21 protein-coding genes are annotated in these 19,833 nt (G+C 66.7%); 11 read left to right on the top strand and 10 right to left on the bottom strand.

Translation table 11 applies throughout. The features are described 5' to 3' along the window. Positions 1–33: 33 nt before the first annotated feature. The 5 genes from asnB to ABH900_RS17300 all read right to left on the bottom strand — a co-directional run bounded on the left by asnB (position 34) and on the right by ABH900_RS17300 (position 6,673). Positions 34–1,977, bottom strand: a complete 1,944-nt coding sequence (asnB, locus tag ABH900_RS17320; RefSeq protein WP_429624365.1) for an asparagine synthase (glutamine-hydrolyzing) — start codon at positions 1,975–1,977, stop codon at positions 34–36. Between the two features lie 3 nt (positions 1,978–1,980). After that, positions 1,981–4,260, bottom strand: coding sequence for a thiamine pyrophosphate-dependent enzyme (locus ABH900_RS17315; protein WP_429624364.1), 2,280 nt, complete (start codon positions 4,258–4,260; stop codon positions 1,981–1,983). A gap of 62 nt (positions 4,261–4,322) precedes the next feature. Continuing rightward, positions 4,323–4,979 (bottom strand): glutathione S-transferase family protein, encoded by a 657-nt coding sequence (locus ABH900_RS17310; RefSeq protein ID WP_429624363.1) that lies wholly within the window; start codon positions 4,977–4,979, stop codon positions 4,323–4,325. A 177-nt stretch (positions 4,980–5,156) separates the two neighbouring features. After that, positions 5,157–5,699: a GNAT family N-acetyltransferase gene (locus ABH900_RS17305; protein ID WP_429624361.1), complete on the bottom strand. Its 543-nt coding sequence runs from the start codon at positions 5,697–5,699 to the stop codon at positions 5,157–5,159. 128 nt (positions 5,700–5,827) lie between these two features. Beyond that, positions 5,828–6,673, bottom strand: a complete 846-nt coding sequence (locus ABH900_RS17300; RefSeq protein ID WP_429624360.1) for a glycine zipper 2TM domain-containing protein — start codon at positions 6,671–6,673, stop codon at positions 5,828–5,830. Between the two features lie 163 nt (positions 6,674–6,836). On the opposite strand from ABH900_RS17300, the gene ABH900_RS17295 reads away from it, so the two are divergent. Together ABH900_RS17295 and ABH900_RS17290 are read left to right on the top strand one after the other, a co-directional pair. After that, entirely contained in the window at positions 6,837–7,052 is a 216-nt protein-coding gene (locus ABH900_RS17295; protein WP_014647716.1) for a DUF6116 family protein, read from the top strand. Continuing rightward, positions 7,049–7,822: a TatD family hydrolase gene (locus ABH900_RS17290; protein ID WP_429624359.1), complete on the top strand. Its 774-nt coding sequence runs from the start codon at positions 7,049–7,051 to the stop codon at positions 7,820–7,822. Before ABH900_RS17295 ends, ABH900_RS17290 begins: the two co-directional genes overlap by 4 nt. 76 nt (positions 7,823–7,898) lie before the next feature. Here ABH900_RS17290 and ABH900_RS17285 read toward each other — a convergent pair whose 3' ends face one another. Continuing rightward, positions 7,899–8,726: a tRNA threonylcarbamoyladenosine dehydratase gene (locus ABH900_RS17285; RefSeq protein WP_429624358.1), complete on the bottom strand. Its 828-nt coding sequence runs from the start codon at positions 8,724–8,726 to the stop codon at positions 7,899–7,901. Between the two features lie 79 nt (positions 8,727–8,805). On the opposite strand from ABH900_RS17285, the gene ABH900_RS17280 reads away from it, so the two are divergent. Together ABH900_RS17280 and ABH900_RS17275 are read left to right on the top strand one after the other, a co-directional pair. Further along, positions 8,806–9,240, top strand: coding sequence for a hypothetical protein (locus tag ABH900_RS17280; RefSeq protein ID WP_429624357.1), 435 nt, complete (start codon positions 8,806–8,808; stop codon positions 9,238–9,240). Between the two features lie 136 nt (positions 9,241–9,376). After that, on the top strand, positions 9,377–9,871 hold the full coding sequence (locus ABH900_RS17275) for a glycine zipper 2TM domain-containing protein (RefSeq protein WP_005410289.1): 495 nt from the start codon (positions 9,377–9,379) through the stop codon (positions 9,869–9,871). Between the two features lie 72 nt (positions 9,872–9,943). Here the strand turns inward: ABH900_RS17275 and ABH900_RS17270 are convergent, their stop codons facing one another. Further along, a complete protein-coding gene (locus tag ABH900_RS17270; protein WP_429624356.1) occupies positions 9,944–10,153 on the bottom strand; it encodes a cold-shock protein in 210 nt (69 codons plus the stop codon). Between the two features lie 235 nt (positions 10,154–10,388). Between ABH900_RS17270 and ABH900_RS17265 the strand changes: the two genes are divergently transcribed. The 3 genes from ABH900_RS17265 (at position 10,389) to arsC (ending at position 12,490) form a co-directional block, all read left to right on the top strand. Beyond that, positions 10,389–10,874, top strand: a complete 486-nt coding sequence (locus ABH900_RS17265) for a DUF456 domain-containing protein (RefSeq protein WP_429624355.1) — start codon at positions 10,389–10,391, stop codon at positions 10,872–10,874. Positions 10,875–10,994: 120 nt separating this feature from the next. Further along, on the top strand, positions 10,995–12,149 hold the full coding sequence (locus ABH900_RS17260; protein WP_429624354.1) for a phospholipase A: 1,155 nt from the start codon (positions 10,995–10,997) through the stop codon (positions 12,147–12,149). After that, positions 12,149–12,490 carry an arsenate reductase (glutaredoxin) gene (gene arsC, locus ABH900_RS17255; protein ID WP_429624353.1) on the top strand — a complete coding sequence of 114 codons (342 nt, stop codon included), beginning with the start codon at positions 12,149–12,151 and terminating at the stop codon, positions 12,488–12,490. The genes ABH900_RS17260 and arsC overlap by 1 nt, the downstream gene beginning before the upstream one ends. Positions 12,491–12,563: 73 nt before the next feature. On the opposite strand, the gene ABH900_RS17250 is transcribed toward arsC, so the two are convergent. Further along, positions 12,564–13,199, bottom strand: coding sequence for a glutathione S-transferase family protein (locus ABH900_RS17250; protein ID WP_429624352.1), 636 nt, complete (start codon positions 13,197–13,199; stop codon positions 12,564–12,566). 139 nt (positions 13,200–13,338) lie between these two features. After that, positions 13,339–14,856 (bottom strand): fumarate hydratase, encoded by a 1,518-nt coding sequence (locus tag ABH900_RS17245; RefSeq protein WP_429624351.1) that lies wholly within the window; start codon positions 14,854–14,856, stop codon positions 13,339–13,341. A 147-nt stretch (positions 14,857–15,003) separates the two neighbouring features. Here ABH900_RS17245 and ABH900_RS17240 point away from each other — a divergent pair, with 147 nt between their 5' ends. The 4 genes from ABH900_RS17240 to ABH900_RS17225 all read left to right on the top strand — a co-directional run bounded on the left by ABH900_RS17240 (position 15,004) and on the right by ABH900_RS17225 (position 19,244). Further along, on the top strand, positions 15,004–15,900 hold the full coding sequence (locus tag ABH900_RS17240) for an RNA polymerase sigma-70 factor (protein WP_429624350.1): 897 nt from the start codon (positions 15,004–15,006) through the stop codon (positions 15,898–15,900). A gap of 36 nt (positions 15,901–15,936) precedes the next feature. Beyond that, a complete protein-coding gene (locus ABH900_RS17235) occupies positions 15,937–16,386 on the top strand; it encodes a carboxymuconolactone decarboxylase family protein (protein WP_150456100.1) in 450 nt (149 codons plus the stop codon). Between the two features lie 144 nt (positions 16,387–16,530). Then, positions 16,531–18,384 carry an ABC transporter ATP-binding protein gene (locus ABH900_RS17230; protein WP_429624349.1) on the top strand — a complete coding sequence of 618 codons (1,854 nt, stop codon included), beginning with the start codon at positions 16,531–16,533 and terminating at the stop codon, positions 18,382–18,384. An 80-nt stretch (positions 18,385–18,464) separates the two neighbouring features. Then, entirely contained in the window at positions 18,465–19,244 is a 780-nt protein-coding gene (locus ABH900_RS17225) for a ferredoxin--NADP reductase (RefSeq protein ID WP_429624348.1), read from the top strand. A gap of 93 nt (positions 19,245–19,337) precedes the next feature. Here the strand turns inward: ABH900_RS17225 and ABH900_RS17220 are convergent, their stop codons facing one another. After that, complete coding sequence (locus tag ABH900_RS17220; protein WP_429624347.1) at positions 19,338–19,817, bottom strand: glutathione peroxidase; 480 nt, start codon at positions 19,815–19,817, stop codon at positions 19,338–19,340. Between the last annotated feature and the right edge of the window lie 16 nt (positions 19,818–19,833).

Below are 19,833 nucleotides of genomic sequence, written 5' to 3'. Positions count from 1 at the left end.
CCTAGCGGCCGGGCCCGTGCAGGCCAGTGAAGATCAGCCGCCGCTGACGCCTGCGCGCACCTGCCGCCAGTGCGCCTGCCAGGCCTGGAACATCAGCACATTCCACAGGTGGGTATGCCACTTGCGCTGCCCACCCAGGAACTGCTGCCACAACGGCTGCACCGCCGCTGCCGACAGCACGCCTTCGCGCTCCAGCCGCGCGGGCTGCAGCAGATCATCGGCCCATGGCCGCAGATCGCCCTTCAGCCAGTCGCTGACCGGCGCACCGAAGCCACGCTTGGGCCGGTGCACCATCGCGTGCGGCACATAACGGCCCAGCACGCGCTTGAGCAGCACCTTGCTGGTCGTTTCACTGCGTTTGAAGCCCAGCGGCAACGACCAGGCGAACTCGGCCACGCGCCAGTCCAGCAGTGGTGCACGCGCCTCCAGGCTGACCGCCATCGAGGTCCGGTCGACCTTGCACAGCAGATCGTCCGGGAGATAGCTCACGAAATCGGCCAGCATCATCGCGTCGGCCGGTGTACCGGCACCGTGCAGTGGATCGGCCAGATCGTAGAAGCTGCCGGCCGCCTGCGCGCCGGGCACCGCCGCCGCCGGGTCACGCCAGCGCGAGATGCGGTTGCGGTAGACATCGCCGATGCCGCGCGCACCGGTCTCGGCCAGCAGCGCAGCCAAGCCACCAGTGCGCGAGGCCTCGCCCTGCTGCTGCGAGCGAGCCCCCATCCAGCGCCGCAGCGGGCCCGGCACGCGACCGAGCATCTGCCAGTTGCGCAGCGCGCGCACATACCGTGTGTAGCCGAAGAACAGCTCATCGCCGCCGTCGCCCGACAGCGCCACGGTCACCCCCTGGCGCGCCAACCGCGCAACCAGCGCGGTCGGCACCTGCGAAGCATCGGCGAACGGCTCGTCGAACATCGACGGCAGCTGCGGCACCACCGCCAGCGCGTCGGCACCACTGACGTACAGCTCGGTGTGGTCGCAGCCCAGATGAGCAGCCAGTTCCTTGGCCAACGGCGCTTCGTCATGCCCCGAGTCGGTGAAGCCGATGCTGAAGCTGTGCACCGGCTGCCCGCTCTGCGCCTGCATCAGGGCCGCCACCAGCGATGAATCGGTACCGCCGGACAGGAACACGCCCACCGGTACGTCGGCCACCATGCGCAGCGCCACCGCATCGCGCAGCAAGGTGTCCAGCTGTTCCTCGGCCTCCTCGATGCGGCCCTGGAACGGTGCCGCCAGCGCCGCCTGCATGCGCGCGCGTGCATCCCAGTAAGGGCGCTGCACCTGCTCAGGGCGATGCGCGGCCGCTCCGGCGGCAACGGCCTCCGCATCCAGGCGCAGCACGCGGCCGGGCATCAACTTGTAGCAGCGCTGGTGGATGCTGTGCGGGGCCGGGATGTAGTCCAGCCGCAGCAGCAGCGTGAGCGCGTCACGGTCGATGTCGTTGTCGAAGGCCGGGTGCTGCCACAGCGCCTTCAGTTCCGAACCGAACACCAGCGTGTCGCCGGCCCAGCCGTAGTACAGCGGCTTCTTGCCGACGCGGTCGCGGGCCAGCCACAGGCATCGCTCCTGGCGATCCCACAGCGCAATGGCGAACATGCCATTGCAGCGTTGCAGAGTGTCCTCCACGCCCCATTGCAGGATCGCGGCCAGCAGCACTTCGGTATCGGAATGGCCACGGAAGCTGTGCCCCAGTGGCTCCAGTTCGGCGCGCAGCGCGGCAAAGTTGTAGACCTCACCGTTGTAGGCCATCACGTAGCGGCCGTCGACCGAGGCCATCGGCTGGTGGCCCAGCGGGGACAGGTCGAGGATGCTCAGGCGGCGGTGCGCCAGCGCAATACCGGCCTCGACGTCGACCCAGCTGCCGCCGTCATCCGGCCCGCGATGGTGAAGCGCCTCGCCCATGGCCAGGACCTGCGCCTGCAGCACTTCGGCCGACGCCAGCGGCGCCGGCAACAACATTCCCGCCAATCCACACATGCATCAGGGTTCCTGCGCCAGGTCCAGGGCGGCGCCAATCAGCGCATTGTCGCTTGGAAGCCCGAACAATGCTGCCCCCGCCAGCGGCGTATAGGTATCGGCGCCACAGACCCGGCGCAGCGGCAGGTGGCCGAAGCCCGCTTCGACCAGCGCAGTGACCACACCCTCGCCCACACCGCCACTGCTGCGGCCCTCATCCAGCACCAGCACCCGCTTTGCGGTGGCCGCCTGGGCGGCGATGAACCGCGCATTCAACGGTACCAGCCAGCGCAGGTCGACCACCCGCACCTGCCAGCCCAGCTGCTGCTCGATGGCGCGCGCCGCACGCAGTGCCATCGGCACGCCGTTGCCATAGGTGTAGACCACCAGGTCCCCGGCCTCCGGCGCATAGACCCGGCCCTCGCCGGGCACCAGTGCCTGTCCCGGCGCGGGGTAGTCGAACAGCCACTGGCCGTCCCCGGCGTCATGCAGGTCCTTGCTCATGTACAGCGCGATGGGCTCCAGGAACACCGCCACCCGGCCGTCCACCCGCGCCATCGCGGCCAACGTGCGCAGCATCATCACCGCGTCATCGCCACGTGACGGGCAGCCGACCACCAGGCCGGGGATGTCGCGCAGCGCGGTGATCGAGTTGTCATTGTGGAAATGACCGCCGAACCCCTTCTGGTAGCCCAGCCCGGCCACCCGCACCAGCATCGGGTTGCGGTACTGGTCGTTGGAGAAGAACTGCAGCGAACAGGCCTCGCCGCGCAGCTGGTCGATGGCATTGTGCAGGTAGGCCAGGTACTGGATTTCCGGGATCGGCAGCATGCCCATGTTGGCCAGGCCCTGCGCCATCCCCAGGATCATGGTCTCGTCCAGCAGGGTGTTGAACACCCGGCGCGGACCGAAGCGGCGCAGCAGGTCCCTGGTGACCGTATAGACCCCACCCTTCTGTGCTACGTCTTCGCCGAACAACAGACTTTGCGGGTACTTGGCCAGCAGTTCCTGCAGGCCATGGTTGATCTGGATCGCCAGGTGCCGGGGCGGCTGCCGCTCAGGCAATGCCTCGGCACTGCCGTACAGCACTTCGCGCGCTTCGGCGGGCACCGCACGCTGCGCCTCCGCCTGCACGGCGCCCGGTGTGTACGGCGCCAGTGGCGCCATCACCGCCTCCAGCGACTGCAGCTTGGCGCCACCCTCGGCATCTGCGGCAGCAGCCATGCAGCGCGCGCGCATCGTCTCGTAGGCCGCCTCGATGGCCGCGGCATCCATCCAGCCGGACTCCAGCGCGATCTGCGCCGAGCGCAGCAACGGGTCCTGCGCTTCGGCAGCGCACAGTTCCGGCAAGGCCCGCCATTCCACTTCGAAATCAGTGCCGGCATGGCCCATCAGGCGCGTGGTGCGCAGATGCAGGAAGGTTGGCCGCCGGGTCCGCCGGCAATGGTCCACCGCCGCCTGCACCTGCGCGTGGCCGGCAGCCAGATCGAGGCCGTCAGCGAAGAAGTAATCCAGCCCCGGTTGCCGGCTGAAGCGCTCGGCGATCCAGCCCTCCGGCGTTTTCACCGAGATGCCCAGACCGTTGTCCTCGCAGACGAACAGGATCGGTGCCGGCAGCTTCTGGTAGGCCGACCACATCGCAGTGTTGAAGGCAGTCTGCGCGGTGGCATGGTTGGCCGAGGCGTCGCCGAACGAACACAGCACGATGCTGTCGGTGGGAATCGGCAGGGGCTGCCCCAGACGCTTGGCACTTTCGATGGCCAGCGCGGTGCCCAGCGCCTTCGGCAGGTGCGAAGCGATCGTCGAGGTCTGCGGCAGCACCCACAGCGGCTTGCTGCCCCACACCTTGTGGCGGCCACCACTGGCCGGATCATCGGCACTGGCGGCGAACGACAGCGCGGCATCGCGCAGCGGATCGATGCCCGGCACCTGCCGCGACCGTTCGGCCATGAACGCACCGGAACGATAGTGCAGGAACGCCGGGTCGGTATGCCGGCAGGCCCGCGCCAGCAGCGCGTTGCCCTCATGGCCGGACGAACCGATGGTGTAGAAGACCTTGTTCTGCACGCGCAGCACGCGCGCCATCAGGTCCAGCTGGCGGCTGGCCAGCTGTGAATCGAACAGCTCATCGAAGGCGGCGGCGGTGAGCGTGCTGCCCGGCAGGATCGGTGCATCCGGGGCAGGACGTGGCCGTGGCATGCCGCGCCAGTCACGCACCATCTCAAGGAAATTGACGTCACACACGTCGGCGCGGTTGAGCACGCGCATGCGTGCGGGAATCGGATCTGGAACCACAGCGAACATCGAACACCCTCCGTGTCGTTGCTGCATTCCGCCGGGCATGGCCCGGCGCTACCGTGTTGAACTTAGGCGGCCTCGAAGCGCGCGCGCACCTCGGCGGTCACCGCCGGCATCGGCATGAAGCGCGGTTGCTCACGTACCCGCCGCAGCCACGCGCGCACTTCCGGGAACCGTTCCAGGCTGATGCCGCCCTCGCCTGCCACATCGGTGTAGGCGAACAGCGCGATATCGGCGATGCCGTACTCGCTGCCAGTGAACCATTGCGCCTGGCGCAGCTGCTGCTCCATTACCGCCAGTGCGCCGGCGGCACGCTCCTGCAGTCGCGGCAGTTCGGCGCGACGTGGCGAGTCCAGCGCGGTCCAGCCACGGATGAAGCGCGCCACCGCAACGCAGGGCTCGTGCGTGTACTGCTCGAAGAACATCCAGCTCAGCGTCTGCGCGCGCTCCCAGCCATCGCTGGGCAGGTACGGCGTGCCTTCGGCCAGCCAGAACAGGATCGCGTTGGATTCGGTCAGCACGCGGCCGTCGTCGCGGACGATCAGCGGCACCTTGGCGTTGGGGTTCAGCGCGAGGAACTCAGGGGTGTGGGTCTGACCATGGGCACTGTCCACCTCCACCCAGCGGTAACGGCTGCCGAGCTGCTCCAGCAGCAGGCGGACCTTGTGGCAATTGCCGGACACCGACATGCCATGCACCGTCAACGGGACGCGCTCTTCCACCATTGCCTGCTCCATCGGATCCGGCCGGCGGCCGGCTGCATGCAGTCTGGCAAGCACATCGGTGAATGCCAAGCGCGGGTGCAGCATGACGACACGGTAGTGCCGGCCGCTGGGCGGCAACCTCGTTGCAGCAGATATTCGCGCGATTGCCGGCCAGCGGCCGGCGCTACCAGGCAACGCTCAACGTGCGCGCTGCCGCCACTGTGCGCGCGACTGGCCCCAGATCTGCATCGGCTTGCCATCGTGCGGCGGCGGCAGCTCTCCCATGCGCAGCAACGTGCTGCCGAGCTTGCGCGCGACCACCCGGGAGTTCTCGTTGTCCTCGGCGATGGTGTGGATCACTTCATCCCAGCCCAGGGTGTCAAACGCCCAGTCGATCGCAGCGATGGCCGCTTCCGGCGCGTAGCCCAGGCCCCAGCTGGCGCGCCGGATGCTCCAACCGACCTCGGTGCCGGGCCAGTCCTGTGGCTGCCAGGGCCCCATCCGCCCAACCCACTCGCCGCTGGACTTCTCGATCACACTGAACATCGAGAAGCCGAACAGGTGCCAGGCACCGGCCAGGCTGCAGAAGCCGCGCCAGGCCACCGACGGCGCCTGCACTCCGCCGAGCGTGCGCATGACCTCTTCATCGGCACAGAACGCCTGGTACGGCTCATAGTCAACCCGCTGCGGTGGGCGCAGGATCAGGCGCTCGGTTTCCAGACGCAGATCGAAGATGCTCATGCCGACTCCATGTCGAAGGGGGGTGTCCATCATCGTGGATTCCATCCCTGCGCGGATGAACATCGCCGGCGGCAACGAAACGGGCCGGCATATGGCCGGCCCGTCGGGTATTGCCTGTCCGGTCGGGCTTACTGACGCGTGGCTGCAGCCGTGGCGCCAGCGGCAGCGGTCTGCGTGACCAGCTGACCATCGACCACCGGCAGGCGATCGCTGGCCGGCTTGTTGTCCAGGCGCACGGTCTTCTCGGCGCCGTCATAGCGATAGGTCACGTTGTAGCCCTTGACCACATCGGTGTTGCCCATGGCGATGCGGGTGCCCGGCTTGCTGGCCATGCGCATGGTGCCGGTGGTGCCATCCTCATTGCGATAGGTCACGTTGTAACCGGTGACACGGCTCGACTCGGAAGTGGCCGTCTCGGTGTGGCACTGGCGCTCGGTACGGTTGACCACACGGCCACCGACGTGGCGCTTGTCGATCTGATTGCCGATGAAGCCACCGGCCACGGCACCGGCGGCGGTGGCGGCCTTCTTGCCGTTGCCACCACCGACCTGGTTGCCGAGCAGGCCGCCGACCACGGCGCCGACCACAGTACCGCCGACATTGCCGTCACGCTCAGGCAGGCGCTCCTGCACCGTCACGTCCTCGCAGACTTCATGTGGCGTCTGGGTGGTGGAGGTTTCGCGCACCGGGTCGGTACCGATCACAGTGGCGTAGGCCTTCTGCTTCTCGGTGATCGGGTCGACCTTCAGCACATCGGCATATTCCAGCCCGCGCGGCGCGGACGGGTCGAGCTTGCCAGCCTGCGCGCCATCATCCGTGGCGCTGCCATCGACCAGGCGCGACTCACCATTGGGGGTTACGGCGCTGATCGAATCCGGCGACTTGTCGCCACTCTTCATGAAGGCGGCGGTGGCGATACCACCGACCAGCAGCGCGCCCGCTGCGACCAGGACAGTTGTAGTTGTGCTTTTCATGACCTGCTCCTTGCGGACCATCCGCAACGTTCTCGGGCCAGATTGCAGCACGTGGTGCCTGAACGGAATCTCCACATTTCCTGCTCATTCCTGCTACCCATTCAGCATCGGGAAATGCTGGACCCATGGTAGCGTTTGCATCTTCCCCAGGAGGATTGCCGCCATGGCCAACCCGATGCTGCTGCCGGTTCTGCAATGGGCACGCCGGCTGCGCTACCCCACGCTGTTCAAGCTCACCGCCGGTCTGTTCGTGCTGACCTTGTTCATTCCCGACCCGATTCCGTTCGTCGACGAGCTGGTACTGGGGTTCGGTACTCTGCTGCTGGCCAACTGGAAGAGCCGCAATGCGGCCACGCCCCCGCCACTGGAACAGCGTTGAACCTGCTGGTCGACAGCCACTGCCATCTTGATGCGAGCGAGTTCGACAACGACCGCGCCGCCGTGATCGCACGCGCGCAGGCCGCTGGCGTGCACCTGCAGGTGGTGCCAGCGGTGACCGCTGCCAGCTGGCCGAAGCTGCGCGACGTCTGCCGGCAGGCGCCGGGGCTGTACCCGGCCTATGGCCTGCATCCGATGTTTCTGGAAGAGCACCAGCCCGGGCACCTGCCACTGCTGCGCGACTGGCTCGAGCGCGAGCGCCCCTGTGCGATCGGCGAATGCGGCCTGGACTTCTTCATCGAAGGGCTGGATGCCGACACGCAGCAGGCCTATTTCATCGGACAACTGGAACTGGCCCGCGAGTTCGAGCTGCCAGTGATCGTGCATGCACGACGCGCGGTGGATGCGGTGATCGCCGCGATTCGCCGCATCGGTGGTCTACGCGGGGTGGTGCACAGCTTTTCCGGCAGCCCCGAACAGGCGGCACAGCTGCACAGGCAGGGCTTCCTGCTCGGCCTCGGTGGCCCGCTGACCTACGAGCGGGCGCAGCGCCTGCAACGGCTGGTGCGCGACATGCCACTGGAGCAGCTGCTGCTGGAGACCGACGCGCCGGACCAGCCCGATGCAGGCATCCGCGGCCAGCGCAACGAGCCGGCGCGGCTGGCGACCATCGCCCGTCACGTGGCCGCGCTGCGCGGAATGGAGCTGGATGCGCTGGCACACGCCACCACGGAGAATGCGCGCCGGCTGTTCGCACTGCCGGCGATGTGATGGTAGCTGCCGACCTTGGTCGGCACGCTGTAACCACCGCTGCGGAGCCTACGCCGGGCATGGCCCGGCGCTACCGTCATGCGTCTGCCTTTGCCTCGAGCGCCTCGGCCTTCGCCTTCTTCGGCTCCAGCAGCATCTCCAGCGCCTTGCCCACCGCCGCGAATGCAAATGCACCGGTGATGTGGGTGGCCGCGCCCAGGCCAGCACCGCAATCCAGCTTCAGTGCCGCATCGGCGCCCAGGTTCGGGCGGATGCCGCAGACACTGCCATCAGCCTGCGGGTACTTCACATTCTCCAGCGAATACACCGCCGGAACACCGAAGTAGCGCTTGGCGTTCTTCGGGAAATTGAACTCGCTGCGCAGCTTCTTGCGGATCAGTGCCAGCATCGCGTCGTGCTCGGTGCGCGAGACATCGCGGATGCGTACCAGGGTCGGATCGGTTCGGCCACCGGCAGCGCCCACGGTCAGCAGCGGCAGTTTGCGGCGGCGACACCAGGCGATCGTCTCGACCTTGACCCGGAAGCTGTCGCAGGCATCGATCACCAGGTCGAAGTCCCGGTCGAGCAGTTCGGCCATGTTGGATACGGTCAGGAACGCCTGCACCGCATCGACCTCGATGTCCGGATTGATCGCACGGCAACGCTCGGCCATCGCCTCGGCCTTGTTGCGCCCGTAATTGCCTTCCATCGCCGGCAGCTGCCGGTTGGTGTTGGACACGCAGATGTCATCGGCATCGATCAGGGTCAGGTGGCCGACCGCCGAACGGGCCAGCGCCTCCACTACCCACGAGCCGACACCGCCCATGCCCACCACCGCCACGCGGCGGCCCTGCAGGCGCTCGAGCGCGCCCACGCCATACAGCCGTTCGATGCCGGCAAAGCGTTGTTTGACCTGTTCGTTCATCGGGCTATTTTAACGTGCAGGCGCCAGCGTCTACAGCGCGCCGGCATCGAACCCACCGTTGCACGCCCGGAGAGCCCGCATGAACGCCAGCCCGCCCCGCCGCCTGTCCACCGCCCATCGTTACCTGTTCGTTCTGTGCCTGGGCCTGCTGATCGGCCTGGTCGCCACGGTGATGGTCGGCCGCGCCCTGCAGGCCCGCCGTGATCCGTTCCCGGACAGCCTGATGCAGGTGATGCAGCGTCAATCGCAGCTGCTGCAGCAGGCCCAGCAGCAGAACCGCTGCAGCCTGGCCGACAGCGTGCCGCGGCTGCAGGCGCTGCGTCTGCTGTCCAACGATCTGGACCTGGCATTTCCCGGGCTGAAGGACAGCGCGCAGTTCCAGCAGCACGCCAGCCAGCTGCGCGGCACTCTCAATACCGCGCTGGCTGCACCGCCCCGCGACTGCGCGGCCCTGGCCAAGGTGGTGGAAACCGTGCAGGCCGACTGCCGTGCCTGCCACCAGGACTTCCGCTAAGGCGCATTCATCCTGCAGCCGGGCCACCCGTTCATGGTTGGCGTCTCGTTCACGTTCAAAAGGAGAGGATTCGTGCACCCTGCTGCTTGACGCAGTACCACCCAACACACCCGCCTTCACGGCCAGGAGACGCCTCATGAAGATCCAGCTCATCGCCGCCAGCGCCATCGCCACCCTGGCCCTGGCTGGCTGTGCCACCTCGCCCGGTTACGGCGGTGGTGGTTACAACAACGGCTACAACAATGGCGGTTACGGCAACAATGGCGGTTACAACCAGGGTCGCTGTGCCGACTGTGGCATTGTCACCCGTATCAACACCGTGCCCTCCGGCCGCACCGCGCCCAGCGCGACCGGCGCCATCCTCGGCGGCATCGTCGGCGCCGTGGCCGGCCATGAAATTTCCGACCACACCGGTGGCAGTCGTGGCAACAAGAACATCGCCGCCGCCGCAGGCGCGGTCGGTGGCGCCCTGGCCGGCAACCAGATCCAGAAGAACGTGACCAGCGATACCTACGACATCAGCGTGCGCATGGACGATGGCCGCACCATCGTGGTCAACCAGCGTGACCTCGGCGGTATCCGCGAGAACACCTATGTGCGCGTGGTCAACGGCAAGGTCATCCTGCGCTGACCTGCAGCGGGCCAACCGCAACGAAAAAGGCCCGCTTTCGCGGGCCTTTTTCATGCCGGCAAGCGGCAGGTATTACGCCGGCTGCACCTTGTCAGCCTGCAGGCCCTTCTGGCCCTGCACGACTTCGAAGGTAACGGCCTGGCCTTCCTTGAGGCTCTTGAAGCCCTGGGTCTCGATGGCACGGAAGTGCACGAACACGTCCTCGCCATTCTGCCGGCTGATGAAGCCGAAGCCCTTTGCATCATTGAACCACTTTACGGTACCGGTCTCGCGCTCAGCCATCTCACTAACTCCCTTTGACTCTCTCTTGTTGTTGGAAACGCCTGTTGGGCGGCTGACAAGCAAGGGGGAAGCGAGGTGCATCGATGCAGCGGATCGGGAAGATCTTGCTTCATCAGGCCACGATTCACGGTGACCTTGCCAAGCTCAGCGACTGCAACTTAACCCGCCCCAAACGAAAAATCAACTGGCAAAATCTTTCACTGTCAACCCCAAATCAACAACCATACGGAATGGCATGGGCCTCTCATTCATCTTATATCTGCTAGCGGTCATTTTTGTCCTGGTGGGCATCGCCGGCATCATCCTGCCGGCCCTTCCGGGCATCCCGCTGGTATTCATCGGGCTGCTGCTGGCGGCGTGGGCCGACGGTTTCGCCCATGTCGGCTGGCCCACCCTGGTCGCGCTGGGCGTGCTGACCCTGCTCTCGCTGCTGGTCGACGTGCTGGCCACCGTGGTCGGCGCAAAGCGCGTCGGCGCCAGCCGCAAGGCACTGTGGGGCACGTTCATCGGCAGCATTGCCGGTCTGTTCTTCATGCCCATCGGCCTGTTCGCCGGTCCTCTGATCGGCGCGCTGCTGGGCGAGTACTGGCACACCCGCGAACTGGGGCGCTCGACCAAGGTGGGCCTGGCCACCTGGCTCGGCATCCTGCTGGGCCTGGCGCTGAAGCTGGCCGTGGTGATCGCGATGCTGGGCCTGTTCGCGTTCGCCTGGTTCCTGTGAGGCCCCCCGGCCTTCACGCCACGCGCACGCCGTGCCCGTGCATAAACCCGTGGGGCTGGCCGGCAACAGGTACAGCCGCCACACTGTCTGATTCCCGCATTCACTGAAGGGCCTGCTGCAATGACCCTCCCCTCGCTGTTCCCCCGCTTGGCGCCGTTGGCACTTGCCCTGGCCAGTGCCCCCGTGGCCGCGCAGGAATTCGCACCCACTGCCGAAGCCTCGCCGGCCGCCTGCGCGGCGATCACCACCGACGCGGCACGCCTGGCCTGCTATGACCGCCAGTTCGGGCATACCCCGCAGGCAACCGCCGCTGCCGATGCGGCCGCCGAAGCTGCGGCCCAGGCACGCCGCGAAGAACGCCAGACCACGCGCCTGAGCCAGGGCGAGGAGAAGCTGCGCGAACGGGTCGGCGACCTGTTCCGCCCCACCGCGCCGGATAGCGCGCTGGCCAACGCCGGCCGTGGTTCGCTGCTGGACAGCCGCTGGGAACTGGCCGAAGACTCCAAGCTGGGCCCGTTCCAGCTGCGCGCCTACAAACCGGTCTACCTGCTGCCGGCGTTCTGGACCAGCGACCGCAACACCACCCCGCACTCGCCGAATCCGGCCAATACCGTGACCACGCCGCAGGTGCTGGACAGTGCCGAGCTGAAGTTCCAGATCAGCTTCAAGACCAAGGTTGCCGAGAACCTGTTCGGCGACAACGGTGACATCTGGGCCGGCTACACCCAGAGCTCGCGCTGGCAGGCCTACAACAGCGAGGATTCGCGACCCTTCCGCGAAACCAACTACGAGCCGGAAGTAATGATGGTGTTCCGCAACGGCTACTCGATCGGTGGCTGGCGTGGGCGCATGACCGGCATCAGCCTCAACCACCAGTCCAACGGCCGTGCCGACCCGCTCTCGCGCAGCTGGAACCGGGTGATGCTCAACATCGGTCTGGACCGCGAGAACTGGGCGCTGGTCCTGCGCCCGTGGTACCGCATCCCCGAAAGCCGCAGCGAAGACAACAACCCCGACATCGAGGATTACATGGGCCGTGGCGACGCGACCCTGACCTGGAACCGCAACGGCCATGAGGTCTCGCTGATGGCGCGTCATTCACTGCGCACGGGCAGCCGCTCGCACGGCGCGCTGCAGCTGGATTACGGCTTCCCGATCAGCAACCTGCTGCGCGGCCACGTGCAGGTCTTCGATGGTTATGGCGAAAGCATGATCGACTACAACCACAAGGCCACCTACGTGGGCGTAGGCGTGTCCCTGCTGGAGTGGTTCTGATGGACGTGACGATCTGGCATAACCCGGCCTGCAGCAACCCGCGCGGCGCGCTCAAGCTGATCCGCGATGCAGGCATTGAGCCGGTGGTGATCGAGTACCTGGGCAACCCGCCCGACGTCGCCACGCTGCGCCAGGTGCTGGCCGAGTCGGGGCTGTCGGCGCTGGCACTGGTCCGCAACAAGGAAGCCGGGTTCGCCGAGCTGGGCCTGGACGGCGCCGACGAGGCCGCGCTGCTGGCCGCGATGGCCGCACACCCGCGCCTGATCAATCGCCCGGTGGTGCGCACCGCCAAGGGCGCGCGCCTGTGCCGCCCGCCGGAAACGGTGCTGGAGATCCTGTAACCCAAAAAAGGGGACGGAGGGAATTAAGTCGTTTGTGCACAAACGACTTAATTCCCTCCGTCCCCTTTTTTGGTTACCGCCAGTCGGTGATGCCTTCGCGGCGGTACACCTCGGCGAAGGCCGGGCGTGCCTTCATCGTCGTGGCATGGACCTTGAGGGACGGCCAGGTGTCGCTGGGGCGCGGCATGTTGCGCGACCAGCGCATCAGCATCACCAGCATGAAATCGACGACACAGGGCGTTGCGCCCAGCAGGTACGGCCCGTGCGCCTGCAGGTGGGTGGCCACATGCTGCCACGCCGCTTCCAGGCGCTGGCGTGCCATCTCGCGGCTGGCGTCAACGTTCGCCTCGCCTGCGGCCTCGTGCGGATAGAACCAGGCCCGATAGGCCGGCTGCATCGTGTTGGCACACCAGAACATCCAGCGGTAGGCATCACCGCGCTGCGGCGTACCCAACGCCGGCAGCAGACCGGCTTCCGGATGGCGATCGGCCAGGTACAACGCGATGGCGGCGGCCTCAGTCAGCACCTGGCCATCGATCAGCAGCGTTGGCACCACACCTGCCGGATTCAGCGCCAGGTATCGGGCGGCCTTGTGCTCGCGCGTATCGAAATCCAGCAGCACCAGCTCGTGCTCGATGCCCAGCTCGATCAGCAGCCAATGCACCACCAGAGCGGCGGTACTGGTCGAACCATACAACGTGGTGCCCATGTGGCGGATCCTGTGCGGGTGGATGGCGATTATGCGCCCTGCCCAGATCTACGCTGCTTGCAGGCACTGGTTGGACGCCCCGCCCGGAAACAACAACGGCGCCACAGGGGCGCCGTTGCCTCAACCCGAAGCGGAGGAATTACTCCACCACCACCGGAATCTTGCCGATGCGGGCCTGCCATTCGCGCGGACCGGTCTTGTGCACCGACTCACCGGTGGAATCAACCGCCACGGTCACCGGCATGTCTTCCACGGTGAACTCGTAGATAGCCTCCATGCCCAGGTCGGCGAAGCCGACCACCTTGGCCGCCTTGATCGCCTTGGACACCAGGTAGGCCGAACCACCGACGGCCATCAGGTAGGCCGACTTGTGCTTCTTGATCGCCTCGATGGCGGCCGGGCCACGCTCGGCCTTGCCGACCATGCCCAGCAGGCCGGTCTGCGCCAGCACCTGCTCGGTGAACTTGTCCATGCGGGTGGCGGTGGTCGGACCGGCCGGGCCCACCACTTCGTCGCGCACCGGATCGACCGGGCCGACGTAGTAGATGAAACGTCCCTTCAGGTCGACCGGCAGTTCCTCACCTTTGTTGAGCATGTCGACCATGCGCTTGTGCGCGGCGTCGCGGCCAGTCAGCAGCTTGCCGTTGAGCAGCAGGGTCTGGCCCGGCTTCCAGTTGGCCACGTCCTCCGGGGTGATCGTGTCCAGGTCAACGCGGGTGCCCTTGGACGCGTCGTAGGTCAGCTTCGGCCAGTCTTCCAGCGACGGCGGGTCCAGCATCACCGGGCCGCTGCCATCCAGGGTGAAGTGCGCATGGCGGGTGGCCGCGCAGTTCGGGATCATCGCCACCGGCAGGTTGGCCGCGTGGGTTGGGTAATCGTTGATCTTGATGTCGAGCACGGTGGTCAGGCCGCCCAGGCCCTGCGCGCCGATGCCCAGCGCGTTGACCTTCTCGTACAGCTCCAGGCGCAGCTCTTCGATGCGGTTGGACGCACCACGGGCCTGCAGCTCGGTGATGTCGATCGGCTCCATCAGCGCTTCCTTGGCCAGCAGCATCGCCTTCTCTGCGGTGCCACCGATGCCGATGCCGAGCATGCCCGGCGGGCACCAGCCGGCGCCCATGGTCGGCACGGTCTTCAGCACCCAGTCGACGATGGAATCGGACGGGTTGAGCATGGCGAACTTGGTCTTGGCTTCCGAACCACCGCCCTTGGCGGCGACGATCACATCGACCGTGCTGCCCGGCACCACCTTGACGTTGACCACGCCCGGGGTGTTGTCCCTGGTGTTGATGCGCTTGCCGGCCGGATCGGCCAGCACCGAGGCACGCAGCTTGTTGTCCGGGTACAGGTAGGCGCGACGGATGCCCTCGTTGGCCATGTCTTCCACGCCCATGGTGGCGTCATCCCAACGCACGTCCATGCCGATCTCCAGGAACACGGTGACGATGCCGGTGTCCTGGCAGATCGGCCGGTGGCCTTCGGCACACATCCGCGAGTTGATCAGGATCTGCGCGATGGCCTCCTTCGCTGCCGGCGACTCCTCGCGCTCGTAGGCGGCGGCAAGGTTCTTGATGTAGTCGACCGGGTGGTAGTACGAGATGTACTGCAGCGCGTCGGCGACGGACTGGATGAGGTCTTCCTGCTTGATCGATGTCACGGATTGCTCGCTTGCTGAAGGCTGGCGGGGGTAATCCCCCATTTTACCCCCTCCCCCGGCCGCAGGGTGGTAGTGCCGGCCGCTGGCCGGCAAGATCTGACACCATCGCTCTGTCACGCCACGCGCCACTGCGGCGTCCTTGCCAACATGAACAGCGAAACCGCCTTCCACACCCACCGCCCCCGTCTGATGGCGCTGGCTTACCGCCTGCTCGGCAGCCGCGCCGACGCCGAAGACGTGGTCCAGGACGCCTGGCTGCGCTGGTCCGGCGCCGACCCGGCCAGCGTCCGCGATGCCGAGGCGTGGCTGGTCACCACCACCACCCGTCTCGGCCTGGACCGCTTGCGCGCAGCCAAACGCGAGCGCCTGCACTACGTCGGCCCATGGCTGGCTGAACCACTGGCGGTCACGCTGGAGCCCGATCCGGCGCCCGGCCCGGCCCAGCTGCACGCACTGGCCGACGATGTATCGGTCGCCTTCCTGACCCTGCTTGAGCAGCTCGGCCCCGAGGAACGCGCCGCCTTCCTGCTGAAGGAAGCCTTCGACCACGATTACCGTGAGATTGCCGATCTGATCGGCCACAGCGAGGCCAACTGCCGGCAGCTGGTGCATCGCGCGCGCCAGCGTCTGCAGGCCGGGCGGCCGCGCTTCAATGCCGACGCCAGCCAGCACCGGCAGCTGCTGGCACGCTTCATGGACGCCTCCCAGCGCGGCGACAGCGAGGCCATCCAGGCGCTGCTGCACGCCAACGCGCTACTGGTCTCCGACGGTGGCGGCGTGGTCACTGCGGCCGTTCGCCCGCTGCTGGGCGCCGAGCGCATCGGCCGCCTGTTCTGGGCCATCGCCCGCCGCGGCGCGGTGCATCCGGCGCGGCTGGGCTACGTCAACGGCGAGCCGGCGATCCTGCGCTTCCAGGGCGACCGTCTGCACTCGGTCACCACCATCGAGGTGGTCGATGGCCGCATCGCCAATGTGTACAGCGTACTGAATCCGGAAAAACTGCCGTCGGTTGTCACGCGCGATGACGGTGTGGCGTCCTGGTAGTGAAAGGCGGCCACGGTGGCCGCCGTGGAGCCGACAATGTCCGACCATGCCTCTCCCCGCGTGCCTTACACCCGCCTGGCCGCCGATGCCTTCAAGGGCCTGCTGGCCACCAGCAAGGCAGTGCACGACAGCTCGATCGACCCGACGTTGATGGAACTGCTGTTCCTGCGCGTGTCGCAGCTCAACGGCTGTGGCTATTGCATGGACATGCACGGCACCGCGCTCCGCAAGGGTGGCATCGAGCCGCGCAAGCTGGACACGCTACCGGCTTGGCATGAGAGCCGTTTCTTCGATGCGCGCGAACGTGCCGCGCTGGGCTGGGCAGAGGCGCTGACCCGGTTGACCGAGGGTGCGCCGTCACAGGCGGCGTTCGATGCGCTGGCCCCGCACTTCGATGAAAAAGGCATCAGCGACCTGAGCATGGGCATCGCGGTGATCAACGCCTGGAACCGGTTGGGTGCGGGGCTGCTGCCGCCGCTGCCCTGAGTTTCGGCGGGGTCGGATCCCCGCTGCCCTCAGTAGATCCACGCCATGCGTGGATGCAGGAGGGTCAGAGCCCTTTGCGCTGCAAAGGGCTCTGACTCTGGGCACTGACCCCCTCTGCACGGCCCGGGCGCGCACAATGCGCGGATGCCTGCTGCCTCCGAAAAGAAACCCAGCCTGCGCCAGCGCTTCAAGGCAATGCGCAACCTGCCGCCGTTCCTGCGCATGGTCTGGCAGACCAGTCCCGCGCTCACCCTGGCCAGCCTCGGGCTGCGCCTGATCCGCGCCCTGCTGCCCGTGGCGATGCTGTATGTCGGCAAGCTCATCATCGACAGCGCGCTGCACCTGAGCCAGCACGATGCCGGCTTCCCGCCACTGGGCGAGGCACTGTCCAGCGGCGTGCTCAATCCACTGCTGGGCCTGCTGGCACTGGAGCTCGGCCTGGCCATCGCCTCGGATCTGCTCGGCCGCATGGTCAGTTATGCCGATGCGCTGCTCTCGGAACTGTTCGCCAACGTCACCAGCATCCGGCTGATGGAACACGCCGCCACGCTGGACCTGGAGGACTTCGAGGACCCGGACCTGCAGGACAAGCTGGACCGCGCACGGCGCCAGACCATGGGCCGGATGAACCTGATGAGCCAGCTGTTCGGCCAGGTGCAGGATGCGATCACCGTGGCCAGCCTCGCCATTGGCCTGTTGGTGTACGCGCCGTGGCTGATCCTGCTGCTGGCGCTGGCGCTGGTGCCGGCCTTCATCGGCGAATCGCACTTCAACGCGGCCGGCTACAGCCTCAACTTCCAGTGGACGCCCGAGCGCCGCCAGCTCGACTACCTGCGCCAGCTCGGTGCCAGCGTGGAAACGGCCAAGGAAGTAAAGATCTACAACCTGCACCGCTTCCTGGTGGAGCGCTACCGGCGGCTGTCGGTGGCGCTGTTCCAGGCCAACCGTGCGCTGGCGCGGCGCCGCGCGTTCTGGGGCACGCTGCTGGCCGCGCTGGGCACGCTGGGCTATTACACCGCCTATGCCTATATCGCCTGGCGCACGGTGCGCGGCGATTTCTCGATCGGCGACCTGACCTTCCTTGCCGGCAGCTTCCTGCGCCTGCGCCAGCTGCTGGAAGGCCTGCTGATCGGCTTCTCGCAGGTGGCCAGCCAGGCGCTGTACCTGGACGATCTGTTCTCGTTCTTCCAGATCCAACCGGAAATCCATTCGCGCGAAGGCGCTGTGCGCGTGCCGCAGCCGATCCGGCAGGGCTTCGTGTTCGAGAACGTCGGCTTCCGTTACCCCGATGCCGAGCAGTGGGCGGTGCGCCATCTCGATTTCCAGCTGAAGGCCGGCGAAGTACTGGCCCTGGTCGGTGAGAACGGCGCCGGCAAGACCACCCTGGTCAAACTGCTGGCACGGCTGTACGAACCGGATGAGGGCCGCATCCTGCTCGATGGCCGCGATCTGCGCGACTACGACCTGGACGACCTGCGCGCCAACCTGGGGGTGATCTTCCAGGACTTCGTGCGCTACAACCTCAGCGCCGGCGAGAACATTGGCGTCGGCCAGGTCGAGGCGATGCACGACCAGGCACGCATTGCAGACGCCGCGCGCCGAGGCATGGCCGAGGACGTGATCGAGGCCCTGCCCGGAGGCTACGACCAGCAGATCGGGCGCCGCTTCAAGCAGGGCGTGGACCTGTCCGGTGGCCAGTGGCAGAAGATCGCCATCGCCCGCGCATGGATGCGCAATGCGCAGGTGATGATCCTGGACGAGCCGACGGCGGCGCTGGATGCGCGCAGCGAGTTCGAAGTGTTCCAGCGGTTCAGGGAACTGGCGGATAATCGCACTGCTGTGCTGATTTCCCATCGTTTCTCTTCGGTACGCATGGCCGACCGCATCCTGGTGCTGGCCGAGGGCCGCCTCGAGGCCAGCGGCACGCACGAGCAGCTGATGGCCCAGCGCGGCCGCTATGCCGAGCTGTTCGAGCTGCAGGCAGCCGGCTACCGCTGAGAACGCCTCTCGTTCCGCCTAATGAGAACCTGTCTCATTTGAGATAGAATCACCCCCGACGACTTTTGATAGATACGCCCATGTCCTCCGCTTTCGGCGCCGAAACGGTGCTTGAGGTCCGTCACTGGACCGATGCCTACTTCAGCTTCACCCTTACCCGCGACAGCGGTTTCCGCTTCGAGAACGGCCAGTTCGTGATGATTGGCCTGGAAACCGAGGCGCGGCCGCTGCTGCGTGCCTACTCCATCGCCAGCGCCAACTGGGAAGAGCACCTGGAGTTCTTCAGCATCAAGGTGCAGGACGGCCCGCTGACCTCGCGCCTGCAGCACATCAAGCCGGGTGACAAGGTGCTGGTCGGCAAGAAGCCCACCGGCACCCTGCTGATCAGTGACCTGCACCCGGGCAAGAACCTGTATCTGCTGGGCACCGGCACCGGCATGGCGCCATGGCTGTCGGTGATCAAGGATCCGGAAACCTACGAGCGCTTCGAGAAGGTGATCCTGTGCCACGGCGTGCGCTACGAAAAGGACCTGGCCTACCGCGATTACTTCGAGAAGGAACTGCGCGAGCATGAGTTCCTGGGCGAGATGATCGGCGACAAGCTGCTGTACTACCCGGCCGTCACCCGCGAGCCGTTCGCCAACCAGGGCCGCCTGACCCAGTTGATGGAAAGCGGCGAGATGCAGCGCACCCTCGGCCTGCCGGAACTGGACCCGGAAAACGATCGCGCGATGATCTGCGGCAGCCCGCAGATGCTGGCCGACCTGCGCGCCGTGCTCGACGCACGCGGCTTCCAGACTTCGCCGCGCATCGGTACGCCCGGCCACTACGTCTTCGAACGCGCCTTCGTCGAGAAGTAGTGCCGGCCGCTGGCCGGCGCTTCAAAAAAGGGGACGGAGGGGATTAAGTCGCTTGTGGCACAAACGACTTAATCCCCTCCGTCCCCTTTTTTGTTACAGCAGTGCTTCGATCGCGCTGCGCAGCTGGTCCGGCTTGGTGGTGGGCGCATGCCGCGCCACCACCCGCCCCTGGCGGTCGACCAGGAACTTGCTGAAATTCCACTTGATGCGGGCGCTACCCAGCAGGCCTCGCTTCTCGCGCGCCATCCAGGCCCACAACGGGTCCGCGCCCTCGCCATTGACCTCGATCTTCTCCGACAGCGGAAAGCTGACCGGATAATCCAGTGAACAGAACTGGCGGATCTGCGCGGCGTCACCGGGTTCCTGCGCTCCGAACTGGTTGCACGGAAAGCCGATCACCACCAGGCCACGCGCGCGGTAGTCCTGCCACAACTGCTCCAATCCGGTGTACTGCGGGGTGAAGCCACAGCGGCTGGCGACGTTGACCAGCAGCAGCGGACGGCCCTGGAACTGGGCCAGCGCCTGCGCTTGGCCGTCCAGGTTGCGGAAGCTGAAATCGTAGGCAGTGGTCATGGCGGCTGGCCTGGCG

The organism is Stenotrophomonas sp. AN71, from assembly GCF_050435725.1.
GTDB lineage: Bacteria > Pseudomonadota > Gammaproteobacteria > Xanthomonadales > Xanthomonadaceae > Stenotrophomonas.
Note: the sequence above shows the minus strand (reverse complement) of the source record. Positions and strands in the feature narration are given on the sequence as shown.

What these genes read in the sequence shown, in the direction of transcription:
- asnB (WP_429624365.1), bottom strand. Translation starts at nt 1,977, where the DNA reads ATGTGTGGATTGGCGGGAATGTTGTTGCCGGCGCCGCTGGCGTCGGCC.
- ABH900_RS17315 (WP_429624364.1), bottom strand. Translation starts at nt 4,260, where the DNA reads ATGTTCGCTGTGGTTCCAGATCCGATTCCCGCACGCATGCGCGTGCTC.
- ABH900_RS17310 (WP_429624363.1), bottom strand. Translation starts at nt 4,979, where the DNA reads ATGGTGGAAGAGCGCGTCCCGTTGACGGTGCATGGCATGTCGGTGTCC.
- ABH900_RS17305 (WP_429624361.1), bottom strand. Translation starts at nt 5,699, where the DNA reads ATGAGCATCTTCGATCTGCGTCTGGAAACCGAGCGCCTGATCCTGCGC.
- ABH900_RS17300 (WP_429624360.1), bottom strand. Translation starts at nt 6,673, where the DNA reads ATGAAAAGCACAACTACAACTGTCCTGGTCGCAGCGGGCGCGCTGCTG.
- ABH900_RS17295 (WP_014647716.1), top strand. Translation starts at nt 6,837, where the DNA reads ATGGCCAACCCGATGCTGCTGCCGGTTCTGCAATGGGCACGCCGGCTG.
- ABH900_RS17285 (WP_429624358.1), bottom strand. Translation starts at nt 8,726, where the DNA reads ATGAACGAACAGGTCAAACAACGCTTTGCCGGCATCGAACGGCTGTAT.
- ABH900_RS17280 (WP_429624357.1), top strand. Translation starts at nt 8,806, where the DNA reads ATGAACGCCAGCCCGCCCCGCCGCCTGTCCACCGCCCATCGTTACCTG.
- ABH900_RS17275 (WP_005410289.1), top strand. Translation starts at nt 9,377, where the DNA reads ATGAAGATCCAGCTCATCGCCGCCAGCGCCATCGCCACCCTGGCCCTG.
- ABH900_RS17270 (WP_429624356.1), bottom strand. Translation starts at nt 10,153, where the DNA reads ATGGCTGAGCGCGAGACCGGTACCGTAAAGTGGTTCAATGATGCAAAG.
- ABH900_RS17265 (WP_429624355.1), top strand. Translation starts at nt 10,389, where the DNA reads ATGGGCCTCTCATTCATCTTATATCTGCTAGCGGTCATTTTTGTCCTG.
- ABH900_RS17260 (WP_429624354.1), top strand. Translation starts at nt 10,995, where the DNA reads ATGACCCTCCCCTCGCTGTTCCCCCGCTTGGCGCCGTTGGCACTTGCC.
- arsC (WP_429624353.1), top strand. Translation starts at nt 12,149, where the DNA reads ATGGACGTGACGATCTGGCATAACCCGGCCTGCAGCAACCCGCGCGGC.
- ABH900_RS17250 (WP_429624352.1), bottom strand. Translation starts at nt 13,199, where the DNA reads ATGGGCACCACGTTGTATGGTTCGACCAGTACCGCCGCTCTGGTGGTG.
- ABH900_RS17240 (WP_429624350.1), top strand. Translation starts at nt 15,004, where the DNA reads ATGAACAGCGAAACCGCCTTCCACACCCACCGCCCCCGTCTGATGGCG.
- ABH900_RS17235 (WP_150456100.1), top strand. Translation starts at nt 15,937, where the DNA reads ATGTCCGACCATGCCTCTCCCCGCGTGCCTTACACCCGCCTGGCCGCC.
- ABH900_RS17230 (WP_429624349.1), top strand. Translation starts at nt 16,531, where the DNA reads ATGCCTGCTGCCTCCGAAAAGAAACCCAGCCTGCGCCAGCGCTTCAAG.
- ABH900_RS17225 (WP_429624348.1), top strand. Translation starts at nt 18,465, where the DNA reads ATGTCCTCCGCTTTCGGCGCCGAAACGGTGCTTGAGGTCCGTCACTGG.
- ABH900_RS17220 (WP_429624347.1), bottom strand. Translation starts at nt 19,817, where the DNA reads ATGACCACTGCCTACGATTTCAGCTTCCGCAACCTGGACGGCCAAGCG.